Source organism: Flavobacterium sp., assembly GCF_036759525.1.
Lineage (GTDB): Bacteria > Bacteroidota > Bacteroidia > Flavobacteriales > Flavobacteriaceae > Flavobacterium.
This window is the reverse complement of sequence record NZ_DAIOUN010000001.1, coordinates 23,684-46,621: the sequence shown is the minus strand read 5'-3', so window position 1 is coordinate 46,621 and position 22,938 is coordinate 23,684. Positions and strand designations below refer to the sequence as shown.

22 protein-coding genes are annotated in these 22,938 nt (G+C 34.3%); 9 read left to right on the top strand and 13 right to left on the bottom strand.

Annotated elements, in window-relative coordinates; genetic code table 11:
* Positions 1–16 precede the first annotated feature (16 nt).
* The 3 genes from V7M80_RS00195 to V7M80_RS00185 form a co-directional block, all read right to left on the bottom strand.
* Positions 17–634: a DUF6705 family protein gene (locus tag V7M80_RS00195; RefSeq protein WP_333693162.1), complete on the bottom strand. Its 618-nt coding sequence runs from the start codon at positions 632–634 to the stop codon at positions 17–19.
* Between the two features lie 2 nt (positions 635–636).
* Complete coding sequence (locus V7M80_RS00190; RefSeq protein ID WP_333693161.1) at positions 637–2,136, bottom strand: hypothetical protein; 1,500 nt, start codon at positions 2,134–2,136, stop codon at positions 637–639.
* A 182-nt stretch (positions 2,137–2,318) separates the two neighbouring features.
* A complete protein-coding gene (locus tag V7M80_RS00185; RefSeq protein WP_333693159.1) occupies positions 2,319–2,738 on the bottom strand; it encodes a Rieske (2Fe-2S) protein in 420 nt (139 codons plus the stop codon).
* 229 nt (positions 2,739–2,967) lie between these two features.
* On the opposite strand from V7M80_RS00185, the gene greA reads away from it, so the two are divergent.
* Both greA and V7M80_RS00175 read left to right on the top strand, forming a co-directional pair.
* A complete protein-coding gene (gene greA / locus V7M80_RS00180) occupies positions 2,968–3,444 on the top strand; it encodes a transcription elongation factor GreA (protein WP_333693158.1) in 477 nt (158 codons plus the stop codon).
* A 10-nt stretch (positions 3,445–3,454) separates the two neighbouring features.
* Positions 3,455–3,844 (top strand): HIT family protein, encoded by a 390-nt coding sequence (locus V7M80_RS00175; protein WP_333693157.1) that lies wholly within the window; start codon positions 3,455–3,457, stop codon positions 3,842–3,844.
* A gap of 23 nt (positions 3,845–3,867) precedes the next feature.
* On the opposite strand, the gene V7M80_RS00170 is transcribed toward V7M80_RS00175, so the two are convergent.
* Positions 3,868–5,025 (bottom strand): sensor histidine kinase, encoded by a 1,158-nt coding sequence (locus V7M80_RS00170; protein ID WP_333693156.1) that lies wholly within the window; start codon positions 5,023–5,025, stop codon positions 3,868–3,870.
* 99 nt (positions 5,026–5,124) lie between these two features.
* Between V7M80_RS00170 and V7M80_RS00165 the strand changes: the two genes are divergently transcribed.
* The 3 genes from V7M80_RS00165 to aat all read left to right on the top strand — a co-directional run bounded on the left by V7M80_RS00165 (position 5,125) and on the right by aat (position 7,136).
* Positions 5,125–6,003, top strand: a complete 879-nt coding sequence (locus tag V7M80_RS00165) for a flavin reductase family protein (RefSeq protein WP_333693154.1) — start codon at positions 5,125–5,127, stop codon at positions 6,001–6,003.
* A 35-nt stretch (positions 6,004–6,038) separates the two neighbouring features.
* On the top strand, positions 6,039–6,413 hold the full coding sequence (locus V7M80_RS00160) for a DUF3127 domain-containing protein (RefSeq protein WP_333693152.1): 375 nt from the start codon (positions 6,039–6,041) through the stop codon (positions 6,411–6,413).
* Between the two features lie 81 nt (positions 6,414–6,494).
* Positions 6,495–7,136, top strand: a complete 642-nt coding sequence (aat, locus tag V7M80_RS00155; RefSeq protein ID WP_333693150.1) for a leucyl/phenylalanyl-tRNA--protein transferase — start codon at positions 6,495–6,497, stop codon at positions 7,134–7,136.
* Here the strand turns inward: aat and V7M80_RS00150 are convergent.
* From V7M80_RS00150 to rplM, 6 genes are all read right to left on the bottom strand, one after another.
* Positions 7,133–7,696, bottom strand: a complete 564-nt coding sequence (locus V7M80_RS00150; RefSeq protein WP_333693148.1) for a DNA-3-methyladenine glycosylase I — start codon at positions 7,694–7,696, stop codon at positions 7,133–7,135. The two genes, aat and V7M80_RS00150, sit on opposite strands and share 4 nt — an antisense overlap.
* A 2-nt stretch (positions 7,697–7,698) precedes the next feature.
* Positions 7,699–7,914, bottom strand: a complete 216-nt coding sequence (locus tag V7M80_RS00145) for a VF530 family protein (protein ID WP_333693147.1) — start codon at positions 7,912–7,914, stop codon at positions 7,699–7,701.
* A 78-nt stretch (positions 7,915–7,992) separates the two neighbouring features.
* Positions 7,993–8,958 carry a translation elongation factor Ts gene (gene tsf / locus V7M80_RS00140; RefSeq protein ID WP_333693146.1) on the bottom strand — a complete coding sequence of 322 codons (966 nt, stop codon included), beginning with the start codon at positions 8,956–8,958 and terminating at the stop codon, positions 7,993–7,995.
* Between the two features lie 136 nt (positions 8,959–9,094).
* Complete coding sequence (rpsB, locus tag V7M80_RS00135; protein ID WP_333693145.1) at positions 9,095–9,877, bottom strand: 30S ribosomal protein S2; 783 nt, start codon at positions 9,875–9,877, stop codon at positions 9,095–9,097.
* Positions 9,878–10,022: 145 nt separating this feature from the next.
* Positions 10,023–10,409, bottom strand: coding sequence for a 30S ribosomal protein S9 (gene rpsI, locus V7M80_RS00130; RefSeq protein WP_333693144.1), 387 nt, complete (start codon positions 10,407–10,409; stop codon positions 10,023–10,025).
* On the bottom strand, positions 10,409–10,864 hold the full coding sequence (gene rplM / locus V7M80_RS00125; protein WP_026711162.1) for a 50S ribosomal protein L13: 456 nt from the start codon (positions 10,862–10,864) through the stop codon (positions 10,409–10,411). The genes rpsI and rplM overlap by 1 nt, the downstream gene beginning before the upstream one ends.
* A gap of 300 nt (positions 10,865–11,164) precedes the next feature.
* Here rplM and V7M80_RS00120 point away from each other — a divergent pair, with 300 nt between their 5' ends.
* Together V7M80_RS00120 and V7M80_RS00115 are read left to right on the top strand one after the other, a co-directional pair.
* Positions 11,165–12,187, top strand: a complete 1,023-nt coding sequence (locus V7M80_RS00120) for a LacI family DNA-binding transcriptional regulator (RefSeq protein ID WP_333693141.1) — start codon at positions 11,165–11,167, stop codon at positions 12,185–12,187.
* A gap of 187 nt (positions 12,188–12,374) precedes the next feature.
* Positions 12,375–13,835, top strand: a complete 1,461-nt coding sequence (locus tag V7M80_RS00115; RefSeq protein ID WP_333693139.1) for an ATP-binding protein — start codon at positions 12,375–12,377, stop codon at positions 13,833–13,835.
* A 558-nt stretch (positions 13,836–14,393) separates the two neighbouring features.
* Here the strand turns inward: V7M80_RS00115 and polA are convergent.
* Positions 14,394–17,273: a DNA polymerase I gene (gene polA, locus V7M80_RS00110; protein ID WP_333693137.1), complete on the bottom strand. Its 2,880-nt coding sequence runs from the start codon at positions 17,271–17,273 to the stop codon at positions 14,394–14,396.
* 365 nt (positions 17,274–17,638) lie between these two features.
* Between polA and V7M80_RS00105 the strand changes: the two genes are divergently transcribed.
* The gene (locus tag V7M80_RS00105; RefSeq protein WP_333693136.1) at positions 17,639–20,584 is read left to right on the top strand and encodes a sensor histidine kinase; all 2,946 of its coding nucleotides are present in this window, start codon (positions 17,639–17,641) and stop codon (positions 20,582–20,584) included.
* Positions 20,585–20,587: 3 nt separating this feature from the next.
* Complete coding sequence (locus tag V7M80_RS00100; RefSeq protein ID WP_333693135.1) at positions 20,588–21,325, top strand: LytR/AlgR family response regulator transcription factor; 738 nt, start codon at positions 20,588–20,590, stop codon at positions 21,323–21,325.
* A 51-nt stretch (positions 21,326–21,376) separates the two neighbouring features.
* On the opposite strand, the gene V7M80_RS00095 is transcribed toward V7M80_RS00100, so the two are convergent.
* Both V7M80_RS00095 and V7M80_RS00090 read right to left on the bottom strand, forming a co-directional pair.
* A complete protein-coding gene (locus V7M80_RS00095) occupies positions 21,377–22,480 on the bottom strand; it encodes a hypothetical protein (RefSeq protein ID WP_333693134.1) in 1,104 nt (367 codons plus the stop codon).
* 22 nt (positions 22,481–22,502) lie between these two features.
* Positions 22,503–22,904, bottom strand: a complete 402-nt coding sequence (locus tag V7M80_RS00090; protein ID WP_333693133.1) for a hypothetical protein — start codon at positions 22,902–22,904, stop codon at positions 22,503–22,505.
* Positions 22,905–22,938 lie beyond the last annotated feature (34 nt).

The window sequence follows — 22,938 nt, the reverse complement described above, 5'->3', positions numbered from 1 at the left end:
TGTTGTTTTCAGCTTTTTATGGTTGTTTGATTAAAACATACTGTCCCCATGGCACATGAAACGACATGTAAGTTGGAGGAGTGTCATCTATCGGAATAATACTTCCTGTTTGTTGTAAACGCATGTGTATTTTTTGTACGCCATTTTCATCTACTCTTCTAAGTGTGATTATACCACTCAAGCCAGGAGCATTTCGAATGGGGTCTTTAAAACGCAATTTTACTCTTCTTTCATTCAAATTACATTCAGGACAAACAGGAGCTTTTCTTTTATTAATTATTGAATAACCATATATGTTATAATCATAAATATTTGAAAAGTTTTGATTAAGATTCGGCAGGCTATTAACAAGGGTTTGATTGTTTACTTCATAATGATATTCACCAACAAGGTAATCTATATAAACATTTCTATCTAAATTAAAAAACTGAGTTTTTTTTACAATTGTTATTGTTAAGGTAGTGTTTGAATCGCTAAATACCCAACTTCCAATGAATTGGTCTAAATCATTGTTTAGGTCTTTGTAATAAGTTCCATCTACGTCACTCTCTTTCATATAAAGAGGAGATACCATTGTTTGGCAAAATAAGTTATGACCTAAAATGAATAGTGTTATAAATAGTGTCTTTTTCATGATTAGTTACAAGGTATAGGGTTTAAATTTTCATTTTCGTTTAATTCTAATCTATTCCAATTAGAAAAAGTATTATCTTGTGATTTGTAAACAGAAATTCCAGAGTTTGTCATCTCTTTTTTAATAAAATTTAGAAATACTTTTTCTTGTAGAGCAATATCTTCTTCAGGATCTAAGGTATTATATTCGTCATTTAATTTTTCAATAAATTCTTCATTATAATTAGCAGTCATAAAAGAATGAAATTGAAGAACATTATCTATTTTGAGGGCATAATTTCCTCTTTCTGTGACAAGGTACAATGTATAAACAGAGGCATCTTTTGGCAATGTTTCAGGCTGATGTCTTAAAGCCAACGCCCATAAATATTGTACGTCTTGCGGTGAAAACATCAAATAACCTAACCCGTCATCTGGATGCGTATGTGCAACAGCCACTGCGTTTTGGCCTAGAGGAAAAGGAATAGTAAATGCATTAGAACTTAAAGGAATACAAGGAGGGTGGTTGCAAATTTCTGTAGATGTATAGTTTCCATTTTCATAATTATAAAAGTATCCATATTCTTTATCATTTAAACCTGCCTTAATACTTAAATCATTTAACGATTCACCAATTGCTTGAGATTGTTCACTCAACTTTTCGCAGTTTTTAAAATGATGTTTCGGAATTACCGGCCATGTAATTTGTCCATCAAATTCGTCTTCTTCTGCTGGGTCATCATTGTCCGGTCCTCCACCTACGGGATAATCATCGCCCGGAGGGTTGTAGCCTCCGTCACCCCCTCCAGAGCCACCACCACCATCCGGACAAGGTACAAACTCTAATGTTGTTACTACAGGAGTCCACGTGCCATTTTGAAAATATTCACACTCAAAAAAATTGGTAATATCGTGTTTAAGTTTACCTTTACAAATGGTATTTTGTGTTACCCATTGTGTACACATTTTAACATCTCGTAATCGAGCCACGATTTCATTTTGCTCACTTTCATTATCAACAAGATTTTCCAATAAAAATGTTTTTGTTTTTTCATCCAAAGAAATAGTTATCCCTTGTCTGAGCAGTTCTTTTTCATAGTCATTAATGTCATAAACTACCAAATAAGCTTTGATATCTCCGTTTGTATAATAGTTTACAGTAACGTTTTCCATTTTGCCATCGTCGTTATCTTTTAGAACGGCAAACGTAAACGAGGTATAACTCCCTTTTTCTATCATGACTATATCTGTCATCTGTAGGGTAAAAGTTTCTACTTCATTTTCGTTTCTTTGGTGCAATGATCCGAGGGTTCTTGCAGTAATTTTTTTTCCTTGAACCTTATTAATAAATTTTTTAATGCCTAAATGCGTTGCGGCTTCTTTGGCATTAACTCTTTTTATGGTTAACTGCTTTTTTCCAAAATGAACCCCGTTTTCCAACTCAATAAATTCTAAATCCGGTTTTGCACAGTTTGAGAAAGTGAGTATAAAAATTCCTGCAAGTAATAGTAAAGTTTTTTTCATTGAAAAGAGTTAATGTTATAAAGCCTAAAAAACCAAAATTTGAAGCTTTTCTATTACAAGAATAGTGATTTTTTTTAATTAAACAAAAAAACAAAGGTTAATTTATAAAATTAGTATTACAAATCTAAATGCAAATGTTTTTTTATGAACCCTTAAACCATCACTATTTTAGCATTTTACTTTTAATTATAAACCCGAATTATAGGACCAATAACTTCAACACGGTATCTTTTTAAAGGATATTGTAAATTACCCAAACCGGTAAAAAGACTGTAAGATTCGTCATCGCAAGGGCATATGGCATTGATACCGTTTATAACCAAGGTAGAGCAAGAAGTTAAAGGTTGGTTGGGACAAGCTGCATCAAAAGCGGTATAACCACTGCCGGTATTAAAAACCAATAGGCCTCTTACGCCGGCTCCCGATTGTGAAATGTATACACCGTTACTGGCAAATTGCAAACTGCTGTAAGAAGGCAAGTTGGTGTTAATATCTATAGAAAAACTAAAATTGGGAATATACGGATTGTTGTTGTTAAAACCCGAATCGTCACAACTTCCCAACAGTAAACTAAGGCTCAAAAGCAAAATGATTTTTTTCATAACTCAAATTTTTACAAACAAATTTAATCGAAAACATTTTAATATTACGGAATCTCAATAATTTTTCAGTTTAATCAAAAAATATACTATCTTTGTTGAAAGAAATCCTCTCAAAGGGGATTTTTTCTATTTTATAAAAACGAGTGAACCCACAAGTTTTGAGTTAAGAACGAAATATTTTTTGAATAGATTGTTGTCGCTTCAAGAAAATTTTAAAAGAAAAGAAATTATGAGTGCAGTATCTTATTACACCGCAGAAGGTTTAAAAAAATTAAAAGAAGAGTTAGAATTTTTAAAAAACATAGAACGTCCAAAAGCCTCGCAAGCCATTGCCGAAGCACGTGACAAAGGCGATTTGTCTGAAAACGCCGAGTACGATGCTGCAAAAGAAGCACAAGGCTTACTGGAAATGCGTATCTCTAAAATGGAAGAAATTTATGCCAATGCCCGTTTAATAGACGAGTCGCAATTGGATGTGTCTAAAGTATTGGTCTTGTCTAATGTAAAAATTAAAAACCAAGCCAATGGCATGGAAATGAAATATACCTTGGTAGCCGAAAGTGAAGCTGACTTAAAAGCCGGTAAAATTTCGGTAACTTCTCCCATTGGAAAAGGATTGTTAGGTAAATCGGTTGGTGATATTGCCGAAATTACAGTGCCTAATGGGGTTTTAAAGTTTGAAGTTTTGGAAATTACAAGAGATTAAATACACGCAAATGGCAAGTATTTTTACAAAAATTATTCAAGGTGAAATTCCGGCATACAAAATCGCAGAAGACGATCAATTTATTGCTTTCTTGGATGTAAATCCCAATGCGATTGGACATACATTGTGTGTGCCCAAACAAGAAATCAACAAGTTGTTTGACATGGAAGAAGACCACTATTTGGCATTAATGCAATTTGTTCGAAAAATTGCAAAAGCATTAGAGCTGGCTATTCCCTGCAAACGCATTGGTGTAGCGGTGGTAGGCTTGGAAGTGCCACACGTGCATGTGCACTTGATTCCGCTTCAGGATATGGACGATATGCGATTTCAACGTAAAGTGAGTCTCACTCCAAAAGAGTTTGAAGCTACCGTTCAAAAAATTAAAAACCAATTGTAACCTTAAACCCTGAAACGCAAGCTTCAGGGTTTTTTAATTGCTTTTTTAAAACTAACCACCATAGTTGTTCCTTTATCCAATTCTGAATGGTGTACTTTTATTTTTCCTTTATGGTATTCTTCAACTATGCGTTTGGTTAAAGAAAGTCCCAATCCCCAACCGCGTTTTTTAGTAGTAAATCCGGGTTCAAATATTTTAGAAAACTGACTTTTCGGAATGCCTTTTCCGGTATCTGAGATATAAATTTTTATTTCGTTACCTTCTTCCAGTATTTTAAGGCTTAACTGGCCTCTCCCTTTCATGGCATCAATTGCGTTTTTAACCAAATTTTCTATAGTCCAGCTGTGTAAAGCCGGATTTAAAGGAATATAAACCGATTGGGTTGGAGCTAAAATTGAAAATTCAATTTGTTTGGAAAAGCGGGATTTTAAATAATCGTAGGAAAAAAGCGTTTCCGAAACCACATCGGTTAATTCTAATGCCGGCTCCGAACCAATTTTGGAAAAGCGATCGGTAATGGTTTGCAATCGTTGGATGTCTTTTTCAATTTCGGTTAAAGTTGCCGGAGAAACTTTTTCAATTTTTAAAATTTCAAGCCATCCAATCAATGAAGACAAAGGGGTTCCTATTTGATGAGCCGTCTCTTTTGCCATTCCCGCCCAAAGTTTATTTTGCGTGGCAATTTTGGAAGTTTGATAAAAATTAAAAACCAAAAGAGCAAACAAAATAATAATGAGCAACAAAGCCAAAGGGTAATATTTTAATTTATTGAGGAGTGAAGAATTGCCATAATATAAATATTGAAACTCGCCTTTTACATATTCCATAACGATGGGTTCGTTTTCTTTTTTGAGTTTTTCCAAATACGATTTCAATTGTAAACTATCTTTTACATTCAAATCTTCCAAATTGGCAGTAGTTACAATTCGGTCTTTAGAATCGGTTAAAATAATAGGAATAGTAGTGGTATTGCTTATGATTTTTAAAGGTAAACTAATATCTTCATCATCAGAATTGATAACCGTGGTTTGAGCATTGGCCCACAATTCCATCTTGATACGCTCGTCTTCTTTGAATCGTTGAAAAAAGGAATACGTATTCCATAAAATGAGACTCACAATTACAAACGAAGAAGCAATTAAAAACCACCGGGTTACATTTCGGCTTTCAGAAAAATGCATAAAAAACTATTTAGTATAAAAGTACTAATTTCTAATGGTAATAAAAAACCTCGCCGCAAATAGTCTTCAATTTCATACCTTTGTAAAAATACTTTGGTTATGTTAAGTTTTACTCCAAATCAAGTTACACCGGTTCAATTGCAAGGGTTTTTACAAAGTTCTGTTGGTCCCAGACCCATTGCATTTGCCAGTACGGTGGCTGGTGATGGCACGCCCAATTTGTCTCCCTTTAGTTTTTTCAATGTTTTCAGTTCCAATCCGCCTATATTGGTTTTTTCTCCGGCTCGAAGAGTTAGAGATAATACCCTAAAACATACTTTAATCAATTGTGAAGCTACCAGAGAAGTAGTCATTAATGTGGTAAATTATGATATCGTACATCAAATGTCGCTTTCCAGTACCGAATATCCCGATGGTGTAAACGAGTTTTTAAAATCGGGTCTTACCATGTTGGAATCCGATTTGGTTCGTCCTTTTCGAGTGGCCGAAAGTCCGGTTCAGTTTGAATGTAAAGTTAATGAGATAATAGCTTTAGGAACAGAAGGAGGTGCCGGGAATTTGATAATTTGCGAAGTAGTAAAAATGCACATATCCGAAATGGTTTTGGATGAGAAGGGAACCATCGATCAAGAAAAAATTGATTTGGTTTCCCGCATGGGTGGAAACTGGTATTCCCGTGCCAATCGGGGATTGTTTGAAATACCGAAACCCTTGGCAACTTTGGGAATAGGAGTAGATACGATTCCTAATTTTATCAAAGAAAGTCCGGTTTTTAACGGAAACGATTTAGGGATGTTGGGCAATGTAGAAAGTTTGCCAACCGAAGAAGAAATTAATATATTTGTACGACAGAATATTTCGGTAAAAGGAGTGTTAAGTTCAGCAGACGAAGTGAAAGTTCATCAAAAAGCCAAAGAATACCTGAACCAACACGATGCTCCTTCTGCTTGGAAAGTTTTATTAGCCAAACGCGTTTAATATAAGCCACAATACTAATTTTAAATTTTATAAACATGGAAGTTTCAGGAAAAATCAAAGTAATCAATGCCGAGCAACAAGTAAGTGCCTCTTTCAGAAAAAGAGAATTGGTAGTTACTACAGAGGAGCAATACCCACAACATATTTTAATTGAATTTACACAAGATAAATGCGATTTGTTAAATGCCTATAAAGTAGGAGAACCTGTAAAAGTTTCAATAAATTTGAGAGGGAGAGAATGGGTAAATCCCCAAGGAGAGTCCAAATATTTTAATTCGGTTCAAGGATGGAGAATTGAACGATTACAAGCAGAAGCTCCCTCGCAACAAATGCCACCTATGCCTTCTGCAGAAGCATTTGAACCGGCTACCAACTTCAATGAAGAAGAACACGACGATTTACCTTTTTAATCGAATTATATTCCCATGATAGCATTCCAAATTTCAATTTTTCCTATTGAAGTTTGGAATTTCTAATTGGTGTCAACGGTCATGTATTTTTTAACTAAAGAATTGTATTTTCCACCGGCCTCAGAAGCTTCGTCTGAGGGCATTTTGGCTGTGGGAGGCGACTTGAGTACCGAACGGTTGCTTTTGGCTTACAGAAGCGGTATTTTTCCTTGGTTTGATGATGAAGAACCCATTCTTTGGTGGTGTCCACCGGAACGAATGGTGGTAGATCCTAAATCCTATAAAATTGCAAAAAGTCTCCGAAATATTCTAAATCGATCTGTTTTTACGGTTACATTTAATTCGTGTTTTGAACAAGTAATTACCCATTGCCAAACCATAAAACGCAAAGGCCAAACCGGAACTTGGATTACAGAATCTATGCATGAAGCCTATCTCAAACTACACGAATTAGGTCACGCCCAATCGGTCGAAGTTTGGCAAGACCAACAGTTGGTTGGCGGTTTGTATGGAGTAGATTTGGGGAAAGTGTTTTGTGGAGAGAGTATGTTTTCAAAGGTTCCCAATGCCAGTAAAGTGGCCTTTGTTAGCTTAATACAAAAGCTAAAAGATGAAAATTATCTTTTACTCGATTGTCAAGTACACAATGATCATTTGGAAAAGTTGGGAGCATTTGAAATTTCGAGAGCCAATTATCTAAAAATATTGAAATCTTCTTTTTAATTTCTTTTCCAACAACTCATCAGGTGGTCGTTTACCATACCTGTGGCTTGCATATGTGCATACATCGTTGTAGGACCAATGAATTTAAAACCTCTTTTTTTCAGGTCTTTACTAATTTTTTCGGCCAGTGGGGTGTAGGCCGGAATTTCACTAAGTGATGTAAATTGATTGTCTATAGGTTTGCCATCGACAAATCCCCAAATGTATTTAGAAAACGAACCAAATTCTTCCTGCACTTTTATAAATGCTTTGGCATTTGAGATGGCAGATTTGATTTTTAAAGTATTGCGAATGATTCCGGGATTTTTCATAAGCTGTTCTACTTCATAGTCGTCAAAATGAGCGATTTGTTGGTAGTCAAAATTTAAAAACGCTTTTTTAAAATGTTCTCTTTTTTTTAAAATGAGATGCCAACTTACCCCGGCTTGGAATGTCTCGAGGATTAAAAATTCAAACAGTTTTTGGTCGTCATACACCGGATTGCCCCATTCTTCATCGTGATAATTGCGATACATATCGTCTTTTTCGCACCAGGCACATCTTGTTTTATTTGCTGACATAATTAGGGTTTTAAGACTGTTGTTTTATATAAATCTTCCACTTTTTTTCGAGCCCAATCGGTTTTTCTTAAAAACGTTAGGCTGGATTTAACCGAAGCGTTTTCAGTAAAACATTTAATTTTTATTTTTTGACCTAATACTTCAAAACCATAGAAATCTACTAAATATTCAACTATAAATTGTAAAGTTTTACCGTGAAGAGGGTCGTTGTGTTGCATGTTGTAAATTTAACTAAAAACCATAAAAAAACCTCAATCATTACAATTGAGGTTTTAGCATAGTATATTCGATAGAAATTATCCTAAAGTAACTCTTTTGAAACCTGTAATTTCAACGTTGAAACCTTTAACATAATCTCCCACTTTTTTACTATCATCTTTGATAAAGTTTTGATCTAACAAAGCTTTTTCTTGATCTAAAGTAGTGTTATCAGAAATAAAACGTTGGATTTTTCCAGGAATAATTTTATCCCAAATTTGCTCCGGTTTACCTTCTGCTTTTAATTCAGCTTTAGCATCTTCTTCGGCTTGTTTTAAAACTTCATCTGTTAATTGAGAGAATGAAATATATTTAGGTACATTTTTTAAAGTCTTTCCTAAACGTTTTGCTTCTTCATTTTCTTTTTCGATTATAGCAATACGAGCAGCAAGTTCAGAAGCAACGAAAGCAGGATCAAAATCTTTGTATGATAAAGTATCTGCTCCCATTGAAGCTACTTGCATAGAAATGTCTTTTGTTAACGTTTCTGCATCAGCAATGGCAGATGAAATAGCAGTTAAAGCAGCTATTTTGTTTACGTGTACATACGACCCAACAAAAGCACCTTCTAAAATTTCAAAACCGCCAATTTCAATTTTCTCTCCGATAACTCCGGTTTGCTCAATTAATTTTTCAGAAACGGTCATGTTTCCGTCAAATGAAGAAGCTAAAAATTCTTCTTTAGAAGAAAAGTTGATTGCTTTTTCTACCAATGCTTTAGCTAGAGCTACGAACGATTCGTTTTTACCAACGAAATCTGTTTCACAGTTTAAAGTAATAACAGCACCTTTAGTTTTGTCTGCATTTATAAAAGCAACAGCAGCACCTTCAGATGACTCTCGGTCAGAACGGTTAGCGGCTACTTTTTGCCCTTTTTCTCTGAGGATTTGTATAGCTTTATCGAAATCTCCATCAGCTTCAACCAAAGCTTTTTTACAGTCCATCATTCCGGCACCTGTACTTTGTCTTAATTTATTTACGTCTGCAGCAGTAATTGTTGCCATTTTGTATCTTTTTTAAGTTTTTAATTTTTTTGTAAAAAAACAAATTCCGGTAATCAAATTCCAATTTTATTAAATCATCAATTTTAAAAAAGACAATTTTTGGAACTTGGAATTTTCCTATCGGAATTTATACTATTTATTCTTCTGTAGTGGTGTCAGCTTCTGCAACCTGAGCGGCAGCTACTGTTTCTTCTACTGTATCTTCTACTACATCTGCTTCTTTCTCAGATCCTCTTTCAGAAAGACCTTCAATAATAGCAGCCGTTACTAAAGATAAAATTTTATCAATTGATTTAGAAGCATCATCATTTGCCGGAATTACATAATCCACTTCACGAGGATCTGAATTAGTATCAACCATTGCAAAAACTGGAATGTTTAATTTTTGAGCTTCTTTTACTGCGATGTGTTCTGCTTTGATATCTACTACAAATAATGCAGCAGGTAATCTTGACATATCAGCGATAGAACCTAAGTTCTTCTCTAGTTTAGCACGAAGACGATCGATTTGTAATTTTTCTTTCTTAGAAAGTGTATTAAAAGTGCCATCTTTCTTCATTCTATCGATAGAAGCCATTTTTTTCACCGCTTTACGAATAGTAACGAAGTTAGTCAACATTCCACCAGGCCATCTTTCTGTGATATACGGCATGTTAGCGGCTGTTGCTTTTTCGGCTACGATATCTTTTGCTTGTTTTTTGGTAGCTACAAAAAGTACTTTTCTACCGGAAGCTGCAATTTTTTTCAAAGCTTCATTTGCTTCTTCAATTTTAGCAGCTGTTTTATATAGGTTAATGATATGAATACCATTACGTTCCATATAAATGTAAGGAGCCATGTTTGGGTCCCATTTGCGAGTCATGTGTCCAAAATGAACGCCAGCCTCTAGCAAGTCTTTAACTTCAACTTTGTTTGCCATTTTTGTACTAGTTTACGTTCTGTTGATTAGCAATGATGGAGTAGCGATTTTCTCTGGTCTTCATCATTTAGATGCTAAACTAATTTTCCGATCGAATCGGAATAATAACAACAATAACTTTTTTAATAATAATTTTGTAAATCGATTAACGTTTAGAGAATTGGAATCTCTTACGAGCTTTTTTCTGTCCAAATTTCTTACGTTCAACCATTCTAGGATCTCTAGTTAGTAATCCTTCTGGTTTCAAGATAGCTCTGTTTTCAGCTTCTACCTCACACATGGCTCTTGCAATAGCCATTCTTACGGCTTCTGCTTGACCTGTTGAACCACCACCATATACATTTACTTTCACGTCAAAGTTTTCTGCATTGTTTGTCATAGACATAGGTTGCATCACTTTGTACTGTAAAGTAGCTGTTGGGAAGTAGTTTTCAAATTCTCTTTTGTTTACGGTGATTTTTCCTGTTCCTTCTGAAACATAAACACGTGCCACAGCACATTTTCTTCTACCGATTTTGTGAATAACTCCCATTACTTTAGATCGTTTAAGTTAACGGTTTTTGGTTGTTGAGCCGCATGTTTGTGCTCAGTACCAACATTTACATTTAAATTGCGGAATAGTTGAGCTCCTAATTTGTTTTTAGGTAACATTCCTTTTACAGCTTTTTCTACTAATAATGCAGGGTTTTTTTGTTGCATTACTTTAGCGGTCAAGCTTCTTTGTCCACCTGGGTAACCTGTGTGACGGATGTACGTTTTGTCATCCAACTTGTTACCAGTCAGGTTGATTTTTTCTGCGTTGATAACGATTACGTTATCCCCACAATCAACGTGCGGAGTATAACTAGGCTTGTATTTACCTCTTAATAGCATCGCTACTTTTGAAGCTAAACGACCTAAGTTATGACCCTCAGCATCTACAACAATCCACTGCTTGTCTGCGGTAGCTTTGTTGGCTGAAACTGTCTTGTAGCTTAATGTGTTCACAATAATTTATTTTAATTAAACATTCCATCCCCAATAAAGGGGTTGCAAAAGTACAATTAATTATGATAAAAGCAAATAGCTTAATAATATTATTTTTACATCCGAGTTTACCTCCCGTTATTAATGGAATAATTTGGGAAATAGCAGCTTAACTTATGCAGTTTTGAGTTTCAAATTTACTTTTTTGAGATGTGTTCTTTGTAGCAAAATGGTTTCGAATTCAAAAAGGGGTTGAGGAATCTTTGAAATCTAAGCTTTTGAAATCATAATTTTACTATTTTTACATCTAAATTCTTTTTTATGAAGCCAAAAATCACGTTAAAACAAATTGCAAGAGATTTAGGATTATCGGTTTCCACTGTTTCCAAAGCATTAAGTGATAGTCACGAGATTGGTGATGTTACTAAAAACAGGGTTCAAGAGTACGCAAAACTTCAAAACTACAAGCCTAATACAATGGCTAAAAATTTGAAAAATCAACGTACAAATACCATAGGTGTGATAATTCCCAATATTTTAAATCCATTTTTTGCCAAAGTATTTAGCGGAATTGAAAAAGCGGCCAACTCAAAAGGTTATAACGTGATAACTTATATATCCAACGAATCACATCACAAAGAAAAGCAAGCCATGGATTTGTTGAGTAATGGTACAGTAGATGGCTTTATTTTATCGGTTGCCGAAGAAACCCAAGCTAAAAATGTTTCTTCTCATTTTAAAGAAACGCTTCGCGAAGGCTTACCAATTGTGATGTTTGATCGTATCATGGAAGATGTAAATTGTGATAAAGTAATTGTGGACGATTTTGAATCATCAGTCGAAGCCGTTAATCATTTGATAAAATTGGGATGTAAAAAAATTGCATTGCTTTCCTGTATTGATAATTTAAGCGTTGGAAAACACCGAGCATTAGGCTATGAAAGAGCTTTGCAGGATAATAAAATCGGATTAGATTCTCGATACATTATAAAAACCGATAGTCAAACGGATTTTGATGCCCGTTTGGAACACTTAATTTCCAAAAAAGAAATTGACGGAATTTTAGCCGTTGACGAACACGCTTCTACCATGGCCATGAAAATTGCCATCCAAAAAGGAATTCAAATACCGAAAGAATTATGCGTAATAGGTTTTGCAGACGGCGTTTGGTCACGTAGATTAACCCCAAGTTTATCTACCATCAGCCAACACGGACCTGAAATAGGCGAAGAAGCCGCCAAACTTCTAATCGAAAAACTCGAACGAAAACAAGAAACACCAACGTATAAAACTACGGTTGTGAAAACAGAATTGAGACAACGGGATTCGACTAGGAGGGTTTAGGTTTTTATTTGACTGGAATTCGGAAATTTATGCTAAAGCCTTGTTTTACAAGGTTTTTTTATTTGACTGGAATTCGGAAAAGTCTTTTTTTAGTAAAAATTATTTTAGTTTTTGTTTTTCTTGTGATATTTATTATGTGTATTTTTGAGGGATTGATAAATGAATTTTTAAATTCTAATTAACAAATATGAAAGCATGGGTAAATAAGGCAAAAGAGGTTTTAAGTGAAAGTTTGGGAAAAGTTCAACAAGAATTAAATGAATTAGATTGGAAGGAAAACCTATCACCTAAAAACGATAAATTATGTAAGCATATTTCCGCTTTTGCAAACAAACCAGGTGGAGGATATTTGGTTTTTGGAGTTGAGGACAAAACAGGGAAACCTGTTGGTATTGATAAGTCATCGGCTGATGAAATCGTTCAAAAATTAGCTAGTTTGTGTAGAGATGGAGTTTCTCCTTTAGTAAGTATTGATCATGCTATTGAAGATTATGAAGGGTTTTCACTACTATTTATTCACATAAAAGAAAGCCCCATAAAACCAGTTCATTTGGCTGGAAAAACGATTGAAGATAGTTATATAAGAAGTGGAGGCACTACTAGAAAGGCGTCAAGACAAGAAGTTGGTGGATTGATGTTAAATAGCAAGACACCAGTATTTGAAGAATTACATGCCTCAACACTAAAAAATCAAGTTGAGATAATGACACTATTAGATTACGCAACTATTTACAGACTTTTAAAAGTTCCCGTTCCTTCCAATGCAGACGAAATTATGATATGGTTGAAAGAGGAAAAGATGATAGTTGATGTGGATGATATGGGTTATTATATTACAAATTTTGGTGGTTTGGCTGCGGCACATAACTTGAATCAATTTGATGGTTTATCAAGGAAAACGATTCGTGTTATAAAATATGAAGGAAAGAATAAAACAGCTGGAAGTAAAGAATTTCCCGGTTCAAAAGGATATGCAATTGGATTTGAGGCATTGATTAACTTTATTAAAGGCCTTTTGCCTGGAAGTGAAGTAATCAAAAATGCTTTACGCGTAGAAACTTCTGTTTATCCTGAGATTGCTATTAGAGAATTAATTGCAAATGCACTAATCCATCAGGACTTTACAATTAGAGGTAGTGGTCCAATGATTGAAATTTTTGATGATAGAATTGAAATATCAAATCCAGGAAGATTATTGCCGTCTAAAAAGATTGATAGATTAATAAGAACAACACCAGAATCGAGAAATGAAGTTTTAGCAGCAGCATTCAGAAGGTATAATATTTGTGAAGAAAGAGGGTCGGGTTTTGAAAAAGCAGTAAGAGCCATTGAAATTCATGGGTTACCTCCACTAAAGTTTTTGGAGACAGAAAATTCTTTCAAAGTAATAATGTATAGTCCAAAGAAATATGCAGAAATGAGTTCTCAAGAAAGAATTGAGGCTTGTTATCAGCATAGTGTTATTCAATATTTTGGAAATGAAGGAATGACAAATGCATCATTACGACAACGATTTGGAATGCATGATAAACAAGCTTCTCAGATTTCTAGACTTATTAAAGAAGCTACAGAATCAGGAAAAATAAAGCCAAAAGATCCAACTAGTGATTCGAAAAAATTTCCTGTTTATATTCCATATTGGGCTTAATTGACTTTTGAATTTTTTATTTGACTGGAATTCGGAAATTGTTTGTAACTAATTGTTTTACAGGGTTTTTTTATTTGACTGGAATTCGGAAAAGTTGGTTTTTAATTTTAATGATGACTTAATTCTCCAAAACAAAGCATTAAAAAATATAATTAAAAACACAACAATTCCAATAATTGCAATGTTATCAACCAAACGCATATATCTTAAATTATCATAAAACAAACAACAAAAAGCGATTAATATAAAATGTATTATTGAAAGATGGTAATTAGTTTTTGCTTTGAAAATAGCTAGAAGTAAATATCCAATGAAAAAAGCGAATGCAATATATTGAATGTAAAACATAGTAAATCCCGTAAAATTGTAAGCCTATCCAACTGTTTTGCTGATGCCATAATTCTCAATTTCTGAAAACCGTATCAATAAGGGTAAGCATAACAGTATGATAAGATACATTTTTGTTTCAAAGAGATTCTTTACTTTCATTCTGAATTTTTATTGAAATGCTTTGTTCAACGATTTAACTGAAAACTGACAACCGACAACCGCCAACTCCTAATGAGCCTCCAGCCAATCTTTCCCCATTCCTAAATCTACCACCAACGGAACATTCAATTTAAAAGCATTCTCCATTTCGTGTTTAATCATTGGTTGAATTTTTTCTAGTTCTGAATTATGTACATCAAACACCAACTCATCATGCACTTGCAATAACATTTTGGATTGCCATTTTTCACTCACCAATCGTTTGTGAATATTGATCATTGCAATTTTAATAATATCGGCTGCACTTCCTTGAATAGGAGCGTTCACCGCATTTCGTTCAGCAGCACCTCGCACCACGGCATTGGCAGAATTGATGTCTTTTAAATAGCGACGTCTCCCGGAAACGGTTTGCACAAAACCGTGTTCTCTGGCAAAATCAATTTGCTCCTGAATATAAGATTTCAAGCGAGGATAGGTTTTGTAATACGCATCAATCAAAGCGGCACTCTCACTTCGGGATAAATCGGTTTGGTTGCTAAGACCGAAAGCCGAAACGCCATAAATGATTCCGAAGTTCACCGTTTTAGCGTTGCTACGTTGTTCTTTGGTTACTTCTTCCAACGGAACATTGAATACTTTTGAAGCAGTAGAACGGTGAATGTCTTCGTGGTTTTGAAAGGCTTTAATCATGTTTTCTTCGCCACTTAAAGCGGCAATTATTCGCAATTCAATTTGTGAGTAATCGGCAGAAACTAAGGTGTAATTTTCATCACGTGCCACAAAAGCTTTTCGGATTTGTCTTCCACGTTCGGTACGAATCGGAATGTTTTGCAAATTAGGATTGTTTGAACTCAATCGTCCGGTTGCGGCAACCGTTTGCATATAATCGGTGTGCACACGTTGGGTTTTGGCATCTACTTGCTCCGGAAGTGCATCTACGTATGTATTTTGCAATTTGACCAATTGTCGCCAATCCAAAATGTCTTTCACAATTTGATGTTCGTGAGCAAGATAACTCAACACTTCTTCGCCCGTGGCATATTGACCGGTTTTCGTTTTCTTTTGTTTGGCTCCGCCGATTTTTAATTTGTCAAATAAAATGTCGCCCAATTGTTTGGGAGAAGCCAAATTGAATGTTGAACCTGCCGTTTCATAGATTTTTTGTTCTAAAGCAGCACTTTCTTTGGCAATTTCAACCGACATCGATTTGAGGAAATCCACATCCAATCGAATGCCTTCCGTTTCCATATCGGCCAACACCTGAATAAGCGGAATTTCAATTTCGTCGAACAATTTTTTGGTACCGGCTTTGTCTAAAATCGGACTAAAGGTTTCTTTCAGTTGAAAGGTAACATCGGCATCTTCAACAGCGTATTCTTTGATGTTTTCCAACGGAACATCTCGCATAGAAAGTTGGTTTTTACCTTTTTTACCAATTAAGGTTTCAATAGATTTTGGGGAATATTTCAAATACGTTTCCGATAAAACATCCATGTTGTGTCGCATATCCGGATTAATCAGATAATGAGCAATCATGGTGTCAAATAATTTGCCTTTGATGGTAATGTTGTAGTTTTTCAGAATTTTTAAATCGTATTTGATGTTTTGACCCACCTTTTCAATAGATTCGTTTTCAAAAAACGGTCGGAATTTATCAATTAGATTCTGAGCTTCTTCTTGGTTTTCCGGAAACGGAACATAAAACCCTTTTCCTTTTTCATACGAAAAGGCAATACCCACCAATTCTGAATGCAAGGTATTAATACCTGTGGTTTCGGTATCAAAACAAACCGATGATTGATTCATCAAATTTTGCATCAATAGTTTTACCGGCAAATCACCTTGCACAATTTGGTAAAAATGCTCGGTGTTTTCCAATGTGGCGAAAAAAGATTGCGAAGTCGGTTCGGTGGAGTCTTCATCTACAAAACCGAATAAATCAAATTGATCTTCGTTGGATTTTTTTGCGATTGGTTTCTTTATACTTTGATTTTTGTCATTGTTATTGTCATTGCCATTGCTATTTCCATTTCCATTATCACTAATTTCATCATATTCTTTCCCGGTACCAAACCATTTATCAAACTGAGCTTTCATTTGACGGAATTCCAATTCCTGAAACAAGGCATCTGTTTTTTCTACATCCGGTTTGGACAATTCGTAATCGGTAGCATCAAAAGTAACCGGGCAATCGAGTAGGATGGTGGCTAATTTTTTGGAAAGCAATCCTTTTTCTTTATTGGCTTCAATTTTTTCTTTGATTGCTCCTTTTAATTGATGTGTATTGGCTAATAAATTTTCGATAGAGCCGTATTCGGCCAAGAATTTCTTGGCTGTTTTTTCCCCAACACCGGGAAGTCCGGGAATGTTATCAACGGCATCACCCATCATCGCTAAAAAGTCAATTACTTGCAACGGATGCTCAATTTCAAACTTTTGTTTGACTTCTTCCACGCCCCAAATTTCAATGTCATTTCCCATTCGGGCCGGACGGTACATAAAAATATTTTCAGAAACCAATTGGCCAAAATCTTTATCCGGCGTAACCATAAAAACTTGAAAACCTTCTTTTTCGGCTTGTTTGGCGAGGGTTCCAATTAAATCATCGGCCTCGTAACCGGCCATTTCGATAATTGGAATATGCATGGCTTTCAATAATTCCTGAATATACGGAACCGCAATTTTGATAGCTTCCGGAGTTTCGTCACGATTGGCTTTGTACTCCTGAAACATTTCCAAACGGTAATCGCTTCCGCCTTTGTCAAAAGCAACCGCCAAATGATCGGGCTTTTCGCGTTTAATTACATCCATGAGTGAATTCATAAAGCCCATGATAGCGGAGGTATCCATTCCTTTAGAATTGATTCGCGGGTTTTTGATAAAAGCATAATACCCACGAAAAATTAAAGCGTAAGCATCGAGAAGGAAAAGGCGTTTTTGCGTTGACATTTTTTAATTCTTTATATTTTTCAAAGTTACGAATATAGTTAAAACCTAAAATTTAAAAATTGGATTTTCATAAAACAAAATCCTGATTTTATGAACTCAAATGCCCTATTTGTGAAGTTACAAGAATTACCATAGGTATAATTTGTAGTATTGCTTACCCAAAATACGTACTATGAAAAATATTGACATTAAAGTAAAATGGTTAATTGTAGCCATTTTAATTGTTTTAACTTTAAATGCCATTAACCTGATTTATGGCCTGCATTTGATGTAGATTCGATTTTTTAAATGAGTTGTATTTTGAAAATTTCTATGGATAATTTCAAAAAACAACTTATTTTTATTTTTTTAACCAAAATGTCTTTGTGAAAAGTGTCATTTCCATCAAGAGCTGTTTTTTTCAATACTTCTATCAAACGATTTTTTGGTTTTGTTTTCTTTTTACTGCTTTTACATTTGCTCAAGAACCTTTTGTTCGAAAAATTTCCTTTTTAGAAGGGTTGCCTACTCAGGTTATTTATGATTGTTATGTGGCTCAAAACGGATTGTTGTATTTGGGAACAGATAAAGGTTTGATAACATATGATGGAGTTCGGTTTAAAGAGTATCCGTTTAATGAAAATTTGGGTTTAGCAGTAAACAGCATTCAAGAAGATAGCAACGGAACAATATGGTGTAAGAATTTTGCCAATCAGTTGTTTTATCTTGAGAACTCCACACTCGTTTTGGAACCCATTTCTCATAAAATTCTTCAAGGTGAAGCCAATAATTTGGTAGATTATAAAATCGTAGATAATCAACTTTGGTTACTCACGGAGAAGAAGTTTTTTTTACTCAGAAAAGATAAAAGTCCCAAAATATTACTTCAATTTAAGTTTAATGAGGCAAATCAAGTTTTTTCGGCTCTTAATTACAATTCTACACTTGAAAAATTTTTTGTTGCCTCTTTAACGGAAATGTTCGAAATTAATAAAGCGGGAAGAATTAACAGTTATTCTATTGAAGAAGGGCAAAAAGAAATTGAAGTATTTCAAGGGAAGTCTTATTACAATATTAAAGGGAATAAAAACGGGATTTGGAATGTTGCCAATCAAAAATTTAACACCAATATATTGGCAAAAAATGCCTATTTCATAAAAATGAGTGCAACTGCAGATGATTTTTGGCTTTGTACTTCTGATGGATTTTATGTGTTGAATACACATACAAATTCGGTTGAATATGGATTTTTAAAAGGTAAACGCATTACAGATGTAGTGCAGGATAAGGAAGGAAGTTTGTGGGTAAGTACTTTAGATGAAGGTTTGTATTTTGTGCCTTACAAAAACTTGAAAAAGCTTACTGTAAATCTGGATTCGCAAAATAGGGAGCCCAACTTTTCCAGTATTGTTCGAAGTAAAAACAATCGAACTTTTGCAGGAACCAGTAATGGTAAAATAATAGAGTTTGATGAAAATAATCAACAAGTTTTTGTGTATGATTCAAAAAAAGATCGCGAAGTAGAATATCTTTATTTGAATGAAGAAAAAATAATTTCGTCGGTTGGAGTTTTTGACAAAACCTCCAAAGCAATGATTCTTGACGATTATTTTGGAAAGTATATTGCCGAGGATGATTCGGGTAATTTTATGATAGCAACTTATAATTCTGCCGGACTTTTTCCGAAAGAGTTTAAAGGAAATTTAACGATACCCAATCAACTTACTCCAAAGGGAATAATCAAATTTGGTGGAAGTAATATCGAAATGTATCTTTTTAGAAATAAACGTTCTCGTTCGGTTTATTACTGCAAACAAAGTAAAATATACTACGTAGGTTTTAGTGATGGCTTGTATGCTTATGAACCCAATAAAAAAATAACCGAAATTAAAACGCATAAAAACAAACCTATTATTGCCTCGAGAATAATGCCAGATGCAAAGGGTTCAATTTGGATAGCTTCGTCTCAACAAGGATTATTAAAAATTTCAAAAACAAGAGTAGAGAATCAATTTTCTATTCAAAACGGGTTATCTAGTAATCACTGCAAACGGATTGGAATTGATTCTAATGGCATTTGGGTTTTAACAGATAATGGCATTGATTTTCTGGCAACAAATTCCGATAAACCTAAAAATGTAAGTTTAAATTTAGGACTCAAAGGAATCTCTATAAATGATATGTTTTTGGATGAAAATTCACTTTGGTTAGCCACAAATGAAGGGGTTATTTTTACAGACAAATCGCTTTTTCAAACCAAAATCATTCCCAGTTTTAGACTTTTGCCATTAAAAGCCAATCAAGAATGGGTTTTAGATACCCATTTAATTCCGTATCATCAAAATAATATTGAATTGGAATTTGAAACCATCCATTATAAAAGTTTAGGAAATTACACCTATGAATTTCGGTTAAAAGAGATTGATACGGCATGGAGTTCACAAATGGCAACGCACACCAAAGTGAATTTTTTGGCTCTTCAACCGGGGCATTACACCTTTGAAGCACGGGTAAAATCGGGTGATGTGTATTCGCCAATTCAATCGATTAACTTTACCATTTTAAAACCTTTTTGGCAAAGTGCTTGGTTTTTGACAGTGTGTGTTGTGGGACTTTTTTTGGTAATCTATTTTGTATTTCAATTTGCAGTAGCTAGAGTAAGAAAAAAGCAAGAAATCAGAGAAAAATTGGCATTGTCTCAACTTACAGCTTTGCGTTCGCAAATGAATCCGCATTTTATGTATAATGTTTTAAATGCTGTACAAGGCTTGATTTATTCGAATCAAAAAACAAAAGCAAGCGATTATTTGGGAACTTTTTCAGATTTGATGCGAAAAACATTAGACATCTCTGACAAAAAAGAAATTTCAATTCAGGATGAATTAGAAGCCATAGAATTATATGTTTCATTAGAAAAAGCCCGATTTGAACCCCATGAGTTTGAATATTCTATTCAAAAACCCGAAAAAACAGATTTGACTCAGTTTTTAATTCCGTCATTAATAGTTCAACCTTTTGTAGAAAATGCCATCAAACATGGATTATTACATAAAAAGGGATTGAAAAAGTTAGAAATTAGCATTGAAAATGAAAATGAGGATTATTGGTTATTTCAAATAAGAGATAATGGAATTGGACGAAAAAAATCGGAACAAATAAATCAAAAAATTAGAAAACATAATTCGTTTGCTACCCAAGCCATTTCCAACCGAATTGAATTGATCAATAAAATGAGTAGTTTGCCTATAACTATAGAAATTAAAGATGTTGAAAAAAACAATGAGGTGTTGGGTACTCAAGTGATTTTGCATATTCCGGTATTAAAAATGTAAGATATGAATGTGATTATTGTAGATGATGAAAAAAATGCTCGATTAGCACTACGCGGAATTTTGGAAGAAAATTTCCCCGAGGTAACTATATTAGAAGAATGTATAGATGTGCCAAGTGCTGTGAAATCGATTCACAAACACCAACCCGATTTGGTTTTTTTGGATATTTCGATGCCGGGATATTCGGGTTTAGAATTGTTTAAGTTTTTAGACGATAATGAAATTCGTTTTAAAGTGGTTTTTGTTACGGCTTACAGCGAATATGCGGTAAATGCTTTTGAACTTTCGGCAGCCGATTATATTTTAAAACCCGTTCGACTGGAAGCTTTACAACGAGCGTTGAATAAGGTAAAAGAGAATAAAATAAATAACATTAAGGTTTTGCAAGAAAATTTGGAAGAACCACATTACAAGAAAGTAGCCTTACAAACCGGAGACGGACTCACTTTTTTGTTGTTGGAAAATATTCTGTATTTAAAAGCCGATGGCTCTTATACGCATTTTATTACAACCGATAACAAGAAAATTACTGTAACAAAAAAAATTGCCGATTTTGAACGATTGGAACAAATGGGTAGCTTTCTTCGCATTCATCGAAGTCATTTAATCAATTACAATCGCATTCAAAAAATCATGAAACAAGATGGTGGTACGGTGGTCATGGATAACGGCGATATGTTATCCATTTCTTCGGATAAAAAACAACAATTACTCGATTTGTTTGAACGGAATAAATTGTAAAAAAGAGTGCATCATTTTAGAATACACTCTTTTAACCCAATCCAATCGAATTTATTTGGCCAATTTAGACTTAAAAGCTGCTGCTTTTTCGCAGGGTAAATATCCACCAGGCATTCCCATGTAAGAAACAGGGCCGGTTACTTTGCCGTTTTCTGCATCGTATTTGCCGTTTTCAAAGATTTCAACATAATACATTAAATCGGCTTTGCATTGTCCTTGTGGGTTTTTTCTAACAATTACTACGTGTAATTCACGGTGAGATTCTACCAGTTGGCCGTTTGGTAAGTATTTTTTCTTGTTTACCCATTCGTTTCCGTGAACATACATGTAATCATGTGTCCACCCTTTATTGATGGGATCGTATTTTTCTTTGTAGGTTTTTAAGGCTCTGTCTTGAATAAATTTAGTGTTCAATTTACCCATTGATGGCATTTCATTATTTGCATTTCTTTTGCCTTCTACTTCAGAGTAAATGCTATTGATAGTCTCCATAGATTCAGTCATAGCATTTTTTACTTTCTCTTCAATTTCTGCTGAATACGTCCATTTTTTCAAATCTTCTTTGTTTTTAACATAAAAACTTCCGCTATTAATGTAAGATTTTAAGTCAAAATCCTCTCGTTTAAAAGCCGGTTCAGTGCCTATAATTACACCTTTCCAATTAGATGCTGACATAAAGATTACACCCGACTCAATTTGAAACATATCGCCATATCCTCTGCCATCAAAATATAACTTTTGGATTCTAAGTAAACTTTCAGGATGAGCATAACCGTCATTGTGAACGGTATTTCTCCAAATGGTAGAATTGGTTTCAGGAATTTCGTATTTAAAGGAAATACATCCGGGCATATTTTCGGCTCCTTTGGCTTTGCTTTTGTCTTTACAAATTTCAAATTCGAATTTGTTTTTTGTGATTCCTTTATTGGTTTGAGCATAATAAATGCCATTTAAACCCAATTCATCGGTTTTAAACTCATCGTTAATTTCAGACGCACCAATCATATTGGAACTTCCTTTTGAAGAACCGGAAGATTCTGTTTTTCCCGAAGCTGTTTCTTTTAATTTTTTTAGTAATTGAGCGTTTGAGAATGGGACATTTCCTAAAACAAAACAAACCATTAAAAGGTAAGTTGTAGCATTAATTTTTCTCATGATTTTAATTTTAGTGATTAGTTTAAAGTGATTCGAAACCTATTAACTTAAGTCCTCTATCGGTTTCTTTGAAATAAAATACGTAGCCTTCGGGTTGGCTAAACTCATCAAAAGTGCCAATGGTTAACTGTTTGATGGGTTCGTTGAAAAGTGTGGCATCGTAAAGGTCTTTGTATTTTGTTTTTTTTAGTACTTCGATGGCTTCCTGGTTTTCAAACAAGTAAATGTAATCCTCTCCCAATTGACCTTCAATTTCAACAAAAGTATTCCAGTCAAATGCCGTTTTGTTAACTACTGCATCTTGGAATAATGACCAATCTTTTTCAAACTTGTTAGGATTTGAAATTTCATAGGATGTTGCTTTTTCATTTTTACAAGACCCAAAAAGCAGGCTTAATACGATAAAAAATGAGTATACTTTCATAGGCTAACTAGATTAAAGCTGGGCTAGTGAAAAT